This window comes from Pseudomonas sp. Pseusp88 (genome assembly GCF_047303955.1).
Lineage (GTDB): Bacteria > Pseudomonadota > Gammaproteobacteria > Pseudomonadales > Pseudomonadaceae > Aquipseudomonas.
The window spans coordinates 399,915-415,486 of record NZ_JBGLYM010000001.1 but is presented as its reverse complement, the minus strand read 5'-3'; the positions used below and the strand labels follow the sequence as shown (position 1 = coordinate 415,486).

General features: G+C 60.0%; 16 protein-coding genes. 9 read left to right on the top strand and 7 right to left on the bottom strand.

The features are described from left to right. The first annotated feature begins 33 nt into the window (after positions 1-33). The 3 genes from uvrD (at position 34) to ACCD02_RS01970 (ending at position 3,929) form a co-directional block, all read left to right on the top strand. Positions 34-2,217 carry a DNA helicase II gene (uvrD, locus tag ACCD02_RS01980; protein ID WP_413298256.1) on the top strand — a complete coding sequence of 728 codons (2,184 nt, stop codon included), beginning with the start codon at positions 34-36 and terminating at the stop codon, positions 2,215-2,217. 327 nt (positions 2,218-2,544) lie between these two features. Next, a complete protein-coding gene (locus ACCD02_RS01975; RefSeq protein WP_413298255.1) occupies positions 2,545-3,390 on the top strand; it encodes a Tim44 domain-containing protein in 846 nt (281 codons plus the stop codon). Positions 3,391-3,521: 131 nt separating this feature from the next. Beyond that, positions 3,522-3,929: an SMI1/KNR4 family protein gene (locus ACCD02_RS01970; RefSeq protein WP_259100943.1), complete on the top strand. Its 408-nt coding sequence runs from the start codon at positions 3,522-3,524 to the stop codon at positions 3,927-3,929. 30 nt (positions 3,930-3,959) lie between these two features. Here the strand turns inward: ACCD02_RS01970 and ACCD02_RS01965 are convergent, their stop codons facing one another. Next, a complete protein-coding gene (locus tag ACCD02_RS01965) occupies positions 3,960-5,723 on the bottom strand; it encodes a cation:proton antiporter (protein WP_413298254.1) in 1,764 nt (587 codons plus the stop codon). 301 nt (positions 5,724-6,024) lie between these two features. On the opposite strand from ACCD02_RS01965, the gene ACCD02_RS01960 reads away from it, so the two are divergent. Continuing rightward, positions 6,025-6,510 (top strand): acyl-CoA thioesterase, encoded by a 486-nt coding sequence (locus tag ACCD02_RS01960; RefSeq protein ID WP_259100947.1) that lies wholly within the window; start codon positions 6,025-6,027, stop codon positions 6,508-6,510. Positions 6,511-6,673: 163 nt separating this feature from the next. Here the strand turns inward: ACCD02_RS01960 and pdxY are convergent, their stop codons facing one another. Continuing rightward, positions 6,674-7,540: a pyridoxal kinase PdxY gene (pdxY, locus tag ACCD02_RS01955; protein WP_413298253.1), complete on the bottom strand. Its 867-nt coding sequence runs from the start codon at positions 7,538-7,540 to the stop codon at positions 6,674-6,676. Between the two features lie 114 nt (positions 7,541-7,654). On the opposite strand from pdxY, the gene ACCD02_RS01950 reads away from it, so the two are divergent. Continuing rightward, positions 7,655-8,050, top strand: a complete 396-nt coding sequence (locus tag ACCD02_RS01950; RefSeq protein WP_413298252.1) for a DUF3301 domain-containing protein — start codon at positions 7,655-7,657, stop codon at positions 8,048-8,050. 7 nt (positions 8,051-8,057) lie between these two features. Here ACCD02_RS01950 and ACCD02_RS01945 read toward each other — a convergent pair whose 3' ends face one another. Then, positions 8,058-9,029 (bottom strand): CobW family GTP-binding protein, encoded by a 972-nt coding sequence (locus ACCD02_RS01945; protein ID WP_413298251.1) that lies wholly within the window; start codon positions 9,027-9,029, stop codon positions 8,058-8,060. 75 nt (positions 9,030-9,104) lie between these two features. Here ACCD02_RS01945 and ACCD02_RS01940 point away from each other — a divergent pair, with 75 nt between their 5' ends. Next, a complete protein-coding gene (locus ACCD02_RS01940) occupies positions 9,105-9,464 on the top strand; it encodes an NADH:ubiquinone oxidoreductase (protein ID WP_413298325.1) in 360 nt (119 codons plus the stop codon). Here ACCD02_RS01940 and ACCD02_RS01935 read toward each other — a convergent pair. Continuing rightward, on the bottom strand, positions 9,435-10,085 hold the full coding sequence (locus ACCD02_RS01935; protein ID WP_413298250.1) for a DUF1826 domain-containing protein: 651 nt from the start codon (positions 10,083-10,085) through the stop codon (positions 9,435-9,437). The genes ACCD02_RS01940 and ACCD02_RS01935 overlap by 30 nt on opposite strands. Further along, complete coding sequence (zigA, locus tag ACCD02_RS01930; protein WP_413298249.1) at positions 10,085-11,290, bottom strand: zinc metallochaperone GTPase ZigA; 1,206 nt, start codon at positions 11,288-11,290, stop codon at positions 10,085-10,087. The genes ACCD02_RS01935 and zigA overlap by 1 nt, the downstream gene beginning before the upstream one ends. 125 nt (positions 11,291-11,415) lie before the next feature. Between zigA and ACCD02_RS01925 the strand changes: the two genes are divergently transcribed. Then, complete coding sequence (locus ACCD02_RS01925) at positions 11,416-11,811, top strand: glutamine synthetase (protein ID WP_413298248.1); 396 nt, start codon at positions 11,416-11,418, stop codon at positions 11,809-11,811. Positions 11,812-11,814: 3 nt separating this feature from the next. Here the strand turns inward: ACCD02_RS01925 and ACCD02_RS01920 are convergent, their stop codons facing one another. Continuing rightward, positions 11,815-13,059: an N-acetylmuramoyl-L-alanine amidase gene (locus ACCD02_RS01920; protein ID WP_413298247.1), complete on the bottom strand. Its 1,245-nt coding sequence runs from the start codon at positions 13,057-13,059 to the stop codon at positions 11,815-11,817. 105 nt (positions 13,060-13,164) lie between these two features. Between ACCD02_RS01920 and folE2 the strand changes: the two genes are divergently transcribed. After that, positions 13,165-14,061, top strand: coding sequence for a GTP cyclohydrolase FolE2 (gene folE2 / locus ACCD02_RS01915; protein WP_413298245.1), 897 nt, complete (start codon positions 13,165-13,167; stop codon positions 14,059-14,061). A 90-nt stretch (positions 14,062-14,151) separates the two neighbouring features. Beyond that, positions 14,152-15,030, top strand: a complete 879-nt coding sequence (locus ACCD02_RS01910; RefSeq protein WP_413298243.1) for a metal ABC transporter solute-binding protein, Zn/Mn family — start codon at positions 14,152-14,154, stop codon at positions 15,028-15,030. A gap of 1 nt (position 15,031) precedes the next feature. Here the strand turns inward: ACCD02_RS01910 and ACCD02_RS01905 are convergent, their stop codons facing one another. Continuing rightward, the gene (locus tag ACCD02_RS01905) at positions 15,032-15,553 is read right to left on the bottom strand and encodes a DUF3617 domain-containing protein (RefSeq protein WP_413298242.1); all 522 of its coding nucleotides are present in this window, start codon (positions 15,551-15,553) and stop codon (positions 15,032-15,034) included. Positions 15,554-15,572: the final 19 nt, after the last annotated feature.

Here is a 15,572-nt window from a genome sequence, read left to right as displayed (position 1 = left end):
GCCGACCTACGCCGGGCGCCATAGAATGCGTCGATGCGCGATGACCTCTCCCTTCTGCTTAATTCACTCAACGACGCTCAACGTCAGGCTGTAGCAGCCTCCGTGGGTCGTCAGTTGGTCCTGGCCGGTGCCGGCTCCGGCAAGACTCGTGTGCTGGTGCACCGTATCGCCTGGTTGATCCAGGTCGAGCAAGCCTCGCCTCACTCGATCCTGTCCGTGACCTTCACCAATAAGGCCGCTGCCGAGATGCGCCACCGCATCGAGCAACTGATGGGTATCAACCCGGCAGGCATGTGGGTCGGCACCTTCCACGGCCTGGCGCACCGCCTGCTGCGGGCGCACTGGCAGGAAGCCGGGCTGGTGCAGACCTTTCAGATTCTCGACAGCGATGACCAGCAACGCCTGGTCAAGCGGGTAATCCGCGAATTGGGCCTGGATGAACAAAAGTGGCCAGCCCGACAGGCCCAGTGGTTCATCAATGGCCAGAAAGACGAAGGGCTGCGCCCGAAACACATTCAAGCGGGCGGCGACCTGTTCCTCGCCACCATGCGCGGCATCTACGAAGCCTATGAAAACGCCTGCCAGCGCGCCGGGGTCATCGACTTCTCCGAGCTGCTGCTGCGCGCCCTGGACCTGTGGCGCGACAATCCCGGCCTGCTGGCCCACTACCAGCGCCGCTTCCGTCACGTACTGGTCGATGAATTCCAGGACACCAACGCCGTGCAGTACGCCTGGTTGCGTCTGCTTGCACAGGGTGGCGACAGCCTGATGGTAGTCGGCGATGATGACCAGTCGATCTACGGCTGGCGCGGGGCGAAGATCGAGAATATTCATCAGTATTCATCGGACTTCCCCGATACCGAAGTCATCCGCCTGGAGCAGAACTACCGCTCCACCGCCAGCATCCTCAAGGCCGCCAACGGTCTGATCGTCAATAACAGCGGCCGTCTGGGCAAAGAGCTGTGGACCGATGTCGGCGATGGCGAGCTGATCAGCCTGTATGCAGCCTTCAACGAGCACGACGAAGCGCGCTACGTGGTGGAAACCATCGAAAGCGCGATCAAGACCGGGCTGATGCGTAGCGATATCGCCATCCTGTATCGCTCCAACGCCCAATCACGGGTACTGGAAGAAGCCTTGCTGCGCGAGCGCATTCCTTACCGTATCTATGGCGGGCAGCGCTTCTTCGAGCGGGCCGAAATCAAGAATGCCATGGCCTACCTGCGCCTGCTGGAAGGTCGCGGCAACGATTCGGCACTGGAGCGGGTGATCAACGTTCCGGCCCGAGGCATCGGCGAGAAAACCGTCGAAGCCATTCGAGAACATGCCCGCCACGCCGATGTGTCGATGTGGGAAGCCATGCGCCAGCTCATCGCCAATAAAGGCCTGACCGGTCGCGCCGCAAGCGCCCTGGGCGCCTTTGTCGAACTGATCGAGAACCTCGCGGCCAAGGTCATGGACATGCCACTGCACCTGATGACTCAGACCGTCATCGAGCAGTCCGGCCTGATCACCTATCACCAGGAAGAAAAAGGTGAAAAGGGTCAGGCACGGGTAGAAAACCTTGAGGAACTGGTCAGCGCGGCGCGCAACTTCGAAAACACCGAGGAAGACGAAGAGCTGACCCCACTGGCGGCATTCCTCGGCCACGCCTCGCTGGAAGCCGGCGATACCCAGGCCGACGAGCACGAAGACAGCGTCCAGCTGATGACCCTGCACAGCGCCAAGGGCCTGGAATTCCCTTACGTGTTCCTGGTGGGCATGGAGGAAGGCCTGTTTCCGCACAAGATGAGCCTGGAAGAACCGGGGCGCCTGGAAGAGGAACGGCGTCTGGCCTATGTCGGCATCACCCGGGCCATGCAGCATCTGGTACTCACCTACGCAGAAACCCGACGCCTCTATGGCAGCGAGACCTACAACAAGGTGTCGCGTTTCGTACGGGAAGTACCGCCCGCGCTGATTCAGGAAGTGCGTCTGTCCAACAGTGTCAGCCGTCCGTTCGGTGGCACCCAGAAAGTCAGCACCAGCAGCCTTTTCAACGGCACCGGCATCCCGGAAACCCAGTTCAGCATCGGCCAGAGTGTGCAGCATGCGGTGTTTGGCGAGGGCGTGATCCTCAACTTCGAGGGCTCCGGCGCTCAGGCCCGGGTGCAGGTGAACTTCGCCGAAGGCAGCAAGTGGCTGATGATGGGGTATGCGAAGCTGGTGGCGATCTGACGGAGCAGCGCCATCCACGCAATACCGTGATTGAAATGCATTTTTGTAGGAGCTGCCGAAGGCTGCGAAAGCGGTGTTGAGCCATTCGCAGCCTTCGGCAGCTCCTACAAGTCCGGCGCATGACGCCAAGGCTGCGAGAAGCCGAAGCTGTCCGCTCCCTGTCTGCAAATAAAGAAAAATCCCACAGCGCTTTAACTATTGCCTTACAGGCCCCATAGAAAGGCTATCTGCGAATTTATGCAAAAGCCGGAAACATTTGCTCGCTAGCCAGCGACCTGTCCGCTATGCAAGATGCCGCACGTGCAATCCACAAACGGGAATTCCCTTATGCAACGTTTTCTTAGCATCGTTCTGGCGCTGTGCATCGGGCTCACCATGAGCCTGGACGCCAACGCAGCACGCTTTGGTGGCGGCAAGAGCCTGGGTTCGGCGCCGACTCACCAGGCCCGCCAGACCGCCCCATCCGCGCCTGCCGCCGCGCCTAACGCTGCCGGTCGTCCGACTCCTGCCGCTGGCGGCGCGTCCCGCTGGCTGGGCCCATTGGCCGGTATCGCTGCCGGTGGCCTGCTCGCTTCGATGTTCATGGGCGGCGGCTTCCAGGGCATGCAGATCTTCGACATCCTGATCATGGCGATCATCGCTTTCGTGATCTTCCGTTTCATCGCTGCCCGTCGCCGCAAACAGCAGCCTGAAATGGCCGGTGCCGGGGCGCCCTACCAGCGTGAAGCCGCACCGCAGCCTGCACAGAACTCGATGTTCGGTGGCAGCCCGGCAGCGTCGGCCGTGCCGGTCATCAATGCGCCAGCCTGGTTCAACGAGCAGCGCTTCCTGGAAGCAGCGCGCAACCACTTCCAGTCCCTGCAACAGCACTGGGACGCCAACGAAATGGACAAGATTGCCGAGTTCGTGACTCCGCAGATGCTGCAATTCCTGCGCAAGGAACGTGCGGACCTGGGTGATGGCTTCCAGTCGACCTACATCGACAACCTCACCGTGCAACTGGATGGCCTGGACGATCGCGCCGATAAAACCATCGCGACCCTGACCTTCGCCGGCGTTTCCAAGACCTCGCGCTTTGACCAGGGCGAAGTGTTCAGCGAAAGCTGGAACATGGAGCGCGCCCAGGGCGACAACCAGCCATGGCTGGTTGCCGGTATCCGCCAGAACGGTTGAACCACTGCGCTTTGCCCATGATCAGAACCCCGGACTTGTCCGGGGTTTTGTTTTATCCGTTCGGGTAGTTATTTTGAGAAAGCCTTTACGCTACTGTATAACCCGCGCCAACACGTAAGAGGATCCAGGTCGTGGAAGAAGTCATTGAACAATTGCGTGAAGCCAACGAGCCGGTCCCGGTTCCGCTTGAGCTTCCTGACGAGGACCAACTCGTCGAAGTCGAAGAACAGCTGTTCATCAACATCCCGTTCGTCTTCAAGGAATTCCTGCTGACCGTCAGCGATGTGGTCTACGGCAGCCTTGAACCGGTAACTGTGACCGATCCGCAGTCGCACACCTACCTGCCTGAAGTCGCGGCCAACGCCTGGGACATCGGCGTACCCCGCGAGCTGATCCCGATCTGCCAGGACGGTGAGGACTACTACTGCGTCGAAGAAGACGGCACCGTGGTACTGTGGTCCGGCGAAGAAGAACTGGTTACCGAAGAAAGCTGGGAATCGGTCTGGCACTGGGCCCGCGACGTTTGGCTGGAAAGCTGATCGTCGGCGCGGCGGAGTGCGCCGGAGCAATCAATGCTCGGGCGGCTCCTGATGGTTGTCCAGGGTCTCCAGCAACGCCACCTGCATCCGTGTATGCACGCGGATGAGCCAGCGCCAGAGCAAAGCCGCCACCAGCGCGGCCAGTGCGACGATCACAACGAGCAATTCGCTGGTCGGCAAGATGCTCGCCGACAGCGCTGCGAGCAGCAGGAAGATCACCAGCAGCGATAGCAGCGGGATGACTTCGGCGATCACCTTGCGTACCCGTACCGTGTGACGGCCGGCCATCTCCGGCTTGACCCCCATCTCCGCCAGCAACATCGATAGGGCCTTGAGCTTGCGATAGGCCGCTATCAGAAACGGCAACGACAACAGTAATGCTGCGCCGCAGATCACTGCCTTCTGCAGGCCGCTGTCGCTTACCCACTCGCTCAGCCTGACGCTCAACCCTTCGGCGAAGTACCCGCCACAGAAAAAAATCGCCACCACCAGGGCCAGGTTGACTCCAACCTGCAACAGGATCCGGCGAATCATTGAAGCCAGTAAGGCACTCTCGCCCTGGGGCTGAATGCTGCGCAACCATTCGCCATACAGGTTGAAGACCCTGGCCACCCGCACCGGCATGGCCCCGGCCAGCGTGTTCGACAACGGGTCCGCTGCGCGGATCAGATAAGGCGTCAACAAGGTGGTGATGGCGGAGACCGCCACAGCCACCGGGTAGAGGAAGTCGCTGGTGACCTGCAAGGTCATGCCCAGCGCTGCGATGATGAAGGAAAATTCGCCAATCTGTGACAGCCCCATGCCGACCCGTAGCGAGGTGCGGCCGTCGTTGCCTGCGATAAAAGCCCCAAGGCCGCAGGAAAGCATCTTGCCCAGCACCACGGCTACGGTGATCACGGCAATGGGCCAAGCGTACTCGACAAGAATCCCCGGATCGATCAGCAAGCCAATGGCAACAAAGAAGATGGCGCTGAACATGTCGCGAACAGGCTCGATCAGACGCTCAATCTTCACCAGTTGGCGAGATTCGGCCATGATCGCGCCAATCAGGAACGCTCCCAGCACCATGCTGTATTCCAGCTTTACCACCAGCAGACAAAAGCCGAAACACAGGCCCAGCACCGTTATCAGGAGCATTTCGTTGCTCTCGAAACGAGCGACATAGGCCAGCAAACGCGGCACCAGCAGGATACCCACCACCAGGGCCACGATCATGAACAGCGACAGCTTGCCCACGGTAGAAAAGACTTCGCCGGAGCTGACCGTGCCACTGACGGCAATGCTCGACAACAGCGCGATGATGCCGATACCGAGGATGTCTTCAACGATCAGCACGCCGAAGATCAACTGGGCAAAGCGCTGGTTTTTCATCTTCAGGTCATTGAGCGCCTTGACGATGATGGTCGTCGAGGAGATGGCCAGGATCGCGCCGAGAAACAGCGAATCCATGGTACTCCAGTCGAAGAACCGGCCAATTTCGTAGCCAATCCAGATCATCAGGACGATTTCCAGGAAGGCCGCGACAAAGGCCGTGGCGCCCACTTTGAACAGCTTGCGCAGGCTGAACTCGAGCCCCAGGCAAAACATCAGGAAGATCACCCCCAACTCGGCGAGGATCTTGATGGTCTCTTCATCGTGAATCAGCCCTACCGGCGGCGTATGCGGGCCGATAATAAAGCCGGCGACTATGTAACCCAGCACCACCGGTTGCTTGAGCCGATGGAAAACAATGGTCACGACCCCGGCCACCAGCATGATCACGGCCAGATCCTGGATAAAACTGATGGCATGCATGGGTACGGCTCCCTGTTCTGAGTGTGCAGCCGCACCTTGAGCCCGCCTCGTCAGCGGCAGGTAAGGTAAATCGGGCTGTTAACTGCGAAAAATCCGACTTAAATGTAGGAATTGTCCCGTTCCACGGGCTTTCGCAGGTTAACACTGCACATTCATGGGAAAAGCCGGTGCAATATATGGAAACAGATGTCTGTCGCGCGTGACGGCAACCGGCCAGCTGGCGTCCCGATATCTGTTGTCTGCAAATCCGCGAGCACCGTCAACAGGTGCCACTTCTGAACGCCTTGATCGTGAGTACGCTATGGAACCCGGAAACGCCCAGCTGTCGATGACTGTATTGATGACCCCGGACATGGCCAACTTCTCTGGCAACGTCCACGGCGGCACCCTGCTCAAGTACCTCGATGAAGTCGCCTATGCCTGCGCCAGCCGCTATGCCGGCCGCTACGTCGTGACCCTGTCGGTGGACCAGGTGATTTTCCGCGAGCCCATCCATGTGGGTGAGCTGGTGACCTTCCTGGCGTCGGTGAACTACACCGGCAACACCTCGATGGAAGTCGGTATCAAAGTCGTGACCGAGAACATTCGCGAGCGCTCGGTTCGCCATACCAACAGTTGCTTCTTCACCATGGTCGCCGTCGACGACCAGCGCAAACCGGCCAGCGTCCCGCCATTGGAGCCGGAAAGCGGCGAAGGCAAGCGCCGCTTCATCCAGGCACAGCAACGCCGCCAGATTCGTCAGGAACTGGAGAAGCGCTATCGCGAGATCAAGGACGAGACGTTGTAAGGAAAAATGAGCCGGGTCTGTGAGAGCGAATTGTAGGAACTGTTTGTGGGAGCGAATTCATTCGCGAATCGTTTTTTCGGCCAGCGCATCTTCATTGAACGCGTTGGCTTCTTCGCGAATGAATTGGCTCCCACAATTCGCTCCTGCGGGCTCTTAACGTCAATTACAGCTGCACCGCCTCAAACCGCACCCGCGGATGGGCGATACGATCCTGGGCCCTGACCAGCTCCAGCTCGTAGCTGCCGCAGGCCTGGGTTTCCAGCAGCACCTCATGCACCGCTGACGCAGCGAATTCGAACGCTGCGACCAGGCTGTCACCCAGCAGCAGCCGCGCCAGGAACAATCCTGAGGTCAGGTCGCCGACACCCACCGGCTGACGTGGGAAGGCCAGTAGAGGACGGCGCAGGTGCCAGCTGCCTTCAGGTGTCACCAACAGCATCTCGAAACCATCAGGCGCCTTGCCCGGATAGTCCAGGTGCTTGACCACAATCGCCCTTGGGCCGCGTTCCAACAACGCCCGAGCCATGCCCAGACAATCGGCCAGGGAGGTCGGCTTGCGCCCGGCGAAGCTGTCCAGCTCCAACTGGTTGGGGCACAGAAAGTCGGCGACCACGGCGGCTTCTTCCAACAAAAACCGGCTGACCTCCGGCGCCACGATGCAGCCTTTTTCGGGATGCCCCATCACTGGATCACACAGGTAGAGCGCCTTGGGATTGGCCGCCTTGATCCGCGCCACCCCTGCGAGAATCGCCCGCCCCTGATCGGCAGTGCCCAGATAGCCCGACAGCACCGCATCGCAATTGCCCAATTCACCAATCGCGGCAATACCGTCGATCAGCGCGGGAATCTGCTGCGACGCCAGGACTTCTCCCGTCCACTGCTTGTATTGCGTATGGTTGGAGAATTGCACCGTGTTGAGCGGCCAGACATTCACCCCCAGACGCTGCATCGGGAAGACCGCCGCGCTGTTGCCGGCATGACCGAAAACCACATGGGACTGAATGGCGAGCAGATGGGGCGTACGCTTCATGATGGGGTCCTGAACACGATGCAAATGCATTCATTAGAAATTTAAGTCGCGCAGTATGGCCGGAAATCGTCGGACACGGTTAAGCTGCAACTACTTAGTTGGAGCACCCCTGCCATGCTGACCCTGGGAAACATTTTCGTGCTGATGCTGCTCTTGAGCGGCGCGGCCTGGTTGTGGCATGGCCACGGCTTGCGTGAGCGGGCATTGAGTCGGGTCAAGCAGCATTGCGCCAGGCTCGACCTGGAGCTGCTCGATGAAAATGTCGCCTTTCGCCGTTTCGCCTTCACCCGCGACGCCAACGGCCGCAAACGCCTGGCCCGTGTGTATAACTTCGAGTTCACCGTAACCGGCGAGCAGCGTCACCCCGGCACCATCACCATGTTCGGCTCCCATACCGCGCAGATCGAACTGGCGCCCTACCCCTTCGAAATCAAGACGCCACCACCACGCAGCGCCGAGATCATTCAACTCAGCGAATGGCGTCAGGAACACAACAAGTGGAAGCAATGACCGCAGCCTAACGCAGGCAAGCCGCCAACTGCGCCTGCAGGACAGCGGTGTCCTGCTCTTGGGCAAAGATCAGCTCCAGGCGCGAGTCCCGTCGCCATTCACTGGCTTGCCAACTAAACGGCGCGCCATCCAGGGCATTGCCGGATACCCAACCTTCAACACTGTGGATAACCAGCTTGGCCCGTCGCCAGTCCAGGCTTTGCAACCAGTCCTGGATGGCTTGCAGATCGAAACACTGGGACGGGTGCCAACGCCAGCCGATACTCCAACCTTCTTCCTGACTTTGGCTCAGGCAAATGGGCTGGCGCGGGTCAGTCCAGATGGCGGGCATCTGCGCGAGCCTCACGGGCAGGTTATCCACAGGCAGCTTGTCCACACCCGCCTCGCCCCGGTTATCCACACCCGGTAATTCACTCAGCGGCAATGCACCCTGTTCGGTCCAGTACAACGTCTGGTCCGGCAATGCCGCAGCCAGTTGCTGACGCGCCGCCTCATCAAGCCCTGCAGACTTGTTCAACACCAGCAGCCCGGCGCCTGCCAAGGCCTCATGCTGGCTCGGTGGTAGCGCCTGGCCCGCAGCCAGGGCCATCGCATCGAGCACCATCACACTGGGCTGCAACGCCAGCACACCCTGCCACGGCGCCTGACGCAGTTGTGCCATCAATTGAGCGGGATGACCCAGGCCGGAGGGTTCGATAAACAAACGATCAGGCCTGGCCTTGCGCAACAAACGGCCCAGGCCGATCTGGAAGGGCGCGCCATTGACACAGCACAGGCAGCCCCCAGCCACTTCACCAAGTGCGATACCATCGGCAGCCGTGGTCAGCAGAGCGGCATCCAGGCCGATCTGACCGAACTCATTGATAAGGATCGCCCAGCGTTCAGCGGCCGGTTTCTGCGCCAGCAGGTGCTTGATCAGGCTGGTCTTGCCCGCGCCCAACGGGCCGGCAATAAGATGGGCAGGAATGTTTTGCAACATGATGGTGGCTTCTGAGAAATGCTTGAGACAACCGCAACAGTCGGCAAGATGACGATGCACAGCCTGCGCCTGACAATGATGATCCTGACCGTGAGCGCAAGCCAGGCCTGGGCCGAAGCCTGTGTCGTGCACAGCCAGGGCGAACGGGTGGACGTCAAGGTCTGCCAGAACAACCGCTCAATCCCGCCCCAGCTGTTTCACGACGGTTTTTGCAAACCGCAGCTGGCCGGACAGAACGTTGAGGTGACCTTCGTCGATCAATGTCCTACCGGAGCATTTGGCGTATGCAGCAACGCACTGGTCGCCAATATGCCCTATCGCCAGGATATTCACTATTACGGCGTCGCCACCGACACGCGCTTTCTCAAACCGTTCTGTGAACAGCAAAGCCAGGGCAAGTGGTCGTTAGGCGAGCCAATCCAGCGTCAGCAATAAGCGCCGCTCATCCCGCCTTGGCTGCGGCGAACGGTGCACCAGGCCGTGCCCCTCATTGCCAATCCAGCGCTCGCCCTTGAGCAGGGCGACATCGCCGCAGTTGATCTGCTGGATCAACTGCGGGTCTTGCGGCTCTGCCTCGGCGCGGCCCAGTTGCGTACGGTCGATGACGCCTTCCTTGAGCCACTGGCTGCCGATCCCCGCATAGGTGCTGATCAACCGCACCGGCACATGATCGACGTGGAAACGCGGGCACATGGCCTTATCCAATATGCGCAGGCGCAAGCCCACACATGACGCCCCCAACAGGCAAGAGTAGGCGCTGACCAGCCAGGAAACATCAGCGATAAACCCGGCGTAACCCTGCAGATCGGCATAGCCCGCTGCCAATCCTTGCAGATTGGGCTCGCTGTCGCCGTCGCCCATTTCCAGCGTCATGGACTCCGCCAGCGGCTGTCCCTGGGCCAGCAGCAAGGCGCCGAAGTCTTCGATATGGGCGGGCAATTGCCGCTGCCAGATCGACAGGTTCACGCCGTCTTCCAGTATCTGGCTGAGCACGCCGGGGTTGTCCCCGCGAATCTGCCGCACCTGGGGGTGCCATTTCAGGTCAGGTGCGAGCATCAGGCCGCCTCTTCATGCCAGTCGCCGAACGGATCCGGCAGTTTCTGCCAGCTGATCACGCCCTCGGCCATCTCGGCATCGGTCAGCAGGCAGTCGTTCAGCTCTTGGGTCAGGAGAGGGAAATCGATGTTCTGCCCGATAAACACCAGTTCCTGGCGGCAATCACCGGCTTCGACGTTCCAGTTCTCCATGATCGCCTGGGTATCCTGCTGATCCTGCGGCCAATGCTCGCGCGGTACGAAGCGCCACCAACGCCCGGCAAAGCCATGGCGCATCAGGCCACCGGCCTGGGACCAGCTGCCGGCCTCCTTGTACTTGCTCGCCAGCCAGAAGAAGCCCTTGGAGCGCAGCAGCTTACCGTTACTCCAGGGCCGGTTGATGAAGGCAAAGAAACGCTCCGGGTGGAAGGGTCGACGCGCCCGGTAGGCGGTCGAGGCGATGCCGTACTCTTGGGTTTCCGGCACATGTTCGCCGCGCATTTCCTTGAGCCATCCCGGCGCCTGGGCAGCCCGTTCGAAGTCGAAACGGCCGGTATTGAGGATCGTGCCCAGAGGAATCTGGCCCATGACCATCGGTACGACTTCAGCGTGAGCATTGAGTCGCTTGAGAATGGCCATCAACTCTTCGCGATCGCTCTGGCTGATCAGGTCGATCTTGCTGATCAGGATCACATCGGCAAACTCGATCTGGTCGATCAACAGGTCAGTGATGGAGCGCTCGTCGTCTTCACCCATGGTTTCGCCACGGGTCGCCAGACTTTCGGCGGCCTGGTAGTCGGTCAGGAAGTTCAGGCCGTCGACCACTGTCACCATGGTGTCCAGGCGCGCGATATCGGCCAGGCTGACACCCTCTTCATCGCGAAAAGTAAAAGTCTCGGCAACTGGCAGCGGCTCGGAGATGCCGGTAGATTCGATCAGCAGATAATCGAAACGGCCGTCACGGGCCAGACGGCTGACTTCTTCGAGCAGGTCTTCGCGCAAGGTGCAGCAGATGCAGCCGTTACTCATCTCGATGAGTTTTTCTTCGGCACGATTGAGGCTGACATCGCGCTGGACTTCGCCGCCATCGATATTGATTTCGCTCATATCGTTGACGATCACTGCAACGCGCAGGTTGTCGCGGTTGCGCAGAACGTAATTGAGCAGTGTGCTTTTGCCCGCGCCAAGAAAGCCGGACAAGACAGTAACGGGGAGAGGATTGGGCATGTCGGTTCTCATCAGCGGTTTCAGGGTGCCGGCTTTGTGTGCGCGCGGTCGGCCCATTCAGATCAGCGACAATGTTATATTATAACAGTGCAAATTAGCCAACCCCGTTTATCGAAGGACTGCACATGAATTGCCTCGTAAAAACCTTACTGGTGCTGACGCTGCTGCCCAGCGCGACGGCCATGGCCGCGCCGCCGCAGACTGGTAACGGGCGGGCGCTCTGTGCACAAAGTGCGAATCTGCTGGCGTGCTATGACCCGGATGGCAACACCTACAGCGTCGCCACGGCGGGCAAGACCACCTGGTTGCGGGGGTATGAAGCGGGGACGGATCGACACTGGGTGCAGACCAGCAGCCGCTATGGCCAACTGACCTTTTTCAGCGGCCTGGCCACCGACGGCGAAGCCTGGATCGGCACCATTCAGCGCGTGGGCTGGACCACCATCAGCCGGGTGTCCAGCTCCAGCGGCACGCGCACGAAGATCACCTGCAGCCGGGTGACCGGCTGCCATCAAGGCTAGGCCCTACACCAGCGCCTGATTCATGCGCTTCTGCTCTTCCTGCCAGGCCACGTAGGAGCCTGTCGGCGGATTGCGTCGGAAATACTGCTGCAGGCCGTCGAACAGACCGTCGGCGACCGCCTGCTGATGACGCGCCGTCACCAGTCGCTGGCTGTCCTTGGCATTGGAGATGAAGCCGGTCTCGACCAGGATCGACGGTACATCCGGGGACTTGAGCACCGCAAAGCCGGCCTGCTCGACGCGCTTCTGATGCAGCGAGGTCACGTCGGCCAGGCTGCCAAGAATGGTGTTGCCCAGTTGCAGGCTGGCAGCGATGGTGGCGTTCATCGACATGTCGAGAATCACCCCGGCCAGCATCGGGTCCTTGTCTTTCAGATTGAGCAGGCTGTTAGCGCCCAGCAGGTCGGCACCGTTCTCGCGCTGCGCCATGAAACGGGCGGTCGCCGACGTTGCACCGCCCTCGGACAAGGCAAACACCGAGGCCCCGGAAGCGGTAAGGCGCGGCGCGGCATCGGCATGAACCGAGATAAACATGTCGGCGTTGTACTTGTGGGCCAGGTCCACGCGCTTGCGCAGCGGCACGAAAAAGTCATCGTTGCGTACCAGACGCACGTCATAACCCTTTTCGCGCTTCAGACGCTTGGCCAGCAACTGGGCGATGGAAAGCACCACGTCTTTTTCCCGCTCGCCCCGAGAACCGATGGCACCCGGATCCTTGCCGCCGTGACCGGCATCGACCACCACCATGATGTCGCGTTTGCGCTGGCCCTTCTCAGGTGTCGGCAAGCTCGGCGGCGCACTGACCGGCGCGGCAGCAATTACCGCCGCAGGTGCGTGGATATGCGCCGAGTCGCCCATGTCCAGGACCAGCCGATGACCCTGTGAACCCTCCGGCCCAAGCAGGAAGCTATTGAGCTTCACCGGGGCGGTAAGGTCCAGCACGATCCGCGTGTCGTCGCCGGTGCCGTAATGGCCGGACCGAATGGATTTGATCGGCGTATTGGCCAGAGCCAGCTGATTGAAATCACCGGTCAGACGCGCACCGCTGATATCGATGATCAGCCGATCAGGCGAGGTCAGGGTGAAGGTTTTGTATTGCACCGGACCGCTAAGGTCGAGGACCAGGCGCAGCTTGTCATCGCTGCGCCAGATACGCGCATTGCGGATTTGCGTTGCGTAAGCGCCCAGGGGCAACGACAGCGCTGCGCTGGCCAGCAGCATATTGAGCAGCATTTGACGTCTATGCATGACATGTCTCACTAAATAAGAGCGAGCATCCCAGCTCAAAAAAGAAATCGTCGATACAAATGTAATAATATAACATGATGTTTCATACCGACGATGGACCCTTTCATGAATGCCCTGACGCTGCCCGATATCGCCGCCCAAACCGCCAAACAATCTCTTTCACTGGACTGGGTCGGCATGTGCGGCATAGCCCTGCCCGTTCAGCTCGAAGGCCAGCAGGTCAGCGCCAAGGCCGACGTCGGCGTCAGCCTGGACAACGGTGAAGCGCGTGGTATTCATATGTCGCGGCTGTACCTGGCGCTGGAGGACCTGGAGACCGGCAACCTGACATCACAGCGGCTGCGCAAGGTATTGCAGCGCTTTCTGGACAGCCATCAGGGCTTGTCCAACAGCGCCTATTTACGTCTTCACACTGAAATTCTGCTGAAACGTCCGGCATTGGTCAGCCCCCTCGCGGGATGGAAATCCTATCCAATCAGTATCTTTGCGCAGTTGGAAAACGAAGTGTTCCACGTGGAACTAAATTTTGACGTGGCCTACTCTTCGACCTGCCCTTGCTCGGCAGCACTTGCGCGGCAGCTCATCCAGCAGCAGTTCACTGACGACTTCGCCAGTAAGCACCTTGACTACGACGCTGTGCTGGAATGGCTGGGCTCAACACAAGGCGTTGTCGCCACGCCGCATAGTCAGAGAAGTAACGCTAAAATCTGCCTGCAACTCAATGAATTTACAAATGAATTTCTCTTTAAAAACCTCATCGATCAAAGCGAGGCTGCGCTGGGTACGGCCGTGCAAACGGCGGTAAAGCGCGCAGATGAGCAGGCCTTCGCCTTGGCCAATGGGCAGAACCTGATGTTTTGCGAGGATGCCGTTCGTCGCTTGCACCGGATGCTCAAGCGCAATCAGGCAATCAGTGGCTTTGCCCTGACGGTCGTGCATGCTGAAAGCCTGCATGCCCATGACGCCGTTGCCCGGAGTAGCTGGAACTGGCGAGCTGCCTGACAGCTGAACAAGCGCAGAGAAATCATGTGTACGAACGCGGTTCCCTCTAAACTTGGCAACCGCTTCTTCGTTCACATGCCATGAGGTTTCATGATGCGAGTTTTGCTCGTACTGCTTAGCGCGCTGTTGCCGCTGTCATTGTCGGCCGCCGAAAAATTGAATGTCGTCACCAGCTTTACCGTATTGGCTGATCTGACCCAGCAGATTGGCGGCGAGCACGTGCAGGTGGTGAACCTGGCCGGCGCCGATCATGACCCGGCGACCTACCAGCCCGGTGCCGAGGACGCCAAGCGCGTGGGCAAAGCTCGTTTGATTGTTGAGAATGGTCTGGGCCTGGAGCCGTGGCTGGATAAGCTGGTCACCAGCGCCGGAGCCGCATCGCGCGTAGTGGTCGCCAGCAAAGGCGCGACGCCTCGTCCGTTCGACCCGGAGGGCAAGACCGCGCCTGATGCTTATGCATGGAATAGCATCGCTAACGCTCAACTCTATGCGAACAATATCGCTACCGCACTGATCGCTGCCGACCCGGATAACGCCAAGGCCTACGCCAGCAATGCCAAGAACTATGCGCGTCAGGCACATCTGGTCATGGCCCAGAGTAAAACCCGCTTCGCTACCCTGCCCCTGAACGGCCGCCACATTCTGGTTACCAGCGAGGGCGCGAAATACCTTGGGCATCCCTATACGGTGGATATCGAGGTTGCCAAAGGTTTGCCGCTCGACCGCGAGTTGAACGCCGATGAAGTCGCGTCCCTGATCAGCCAGATCAAGCAGAACAAGACCGATGCGGTCTTCGTCGACAACCTCAAGGACGCAGCCGCTCGACAAAAAGTGATCGAGCAGACCGGCGTTCGCTTCGGCGGGCCGCTGCGCACCCGGTCATTGGCCGCCAGCGGTCCGGCGGCCACCTACCTGGGCGCCTATCAGGCGAACATGGACACCCTCTACAACGCCCTGCTCAAGCCTTGACTCAAGTGCGGGGTTTGACCGCCCCGCATTGCTGGCCCAGCCACAGCGAGCGCGTGTCCATGCTGCCATTCTGCGGCTTGCCTGTGGCATTGAAGGTGCCGGTCACGTGCGTAGTGAATTCGCGATCACTCAGAAACTGCGCCTGCCCAGTGCCCTGAGCCTTGGGGCAACTGAACTGGAACTGCCAGGTATTGCCGTTACGGCTAGTGATCTTTTGCGTGCAGCCTGATTGCGGATCGGTCAGCGGGATATCATCGGTCTTGACCTGATCAGCAGTCAGACAGACTCGTACACCTTTGCCGCCGAGGGTCACCCCCTGTTTCTGCAGCATCTGCTCCATCATCGCCCGCTGTTCCGGCGCCATGGCTTGCAGTTGCGCCAGCATGACTTGCATATCCGGCAGCGCCTGCCCATCTACCTGCATATTGCTCGTGGTCAACTCCCACAAACCCGGCTGCAGCATTTGCGCCTGGGCCAGGGGTGCGGCCAGACAAAACATCCACGCCACTATGCGCTTGTTCATTTCCAAAGCTTCCTTGTCA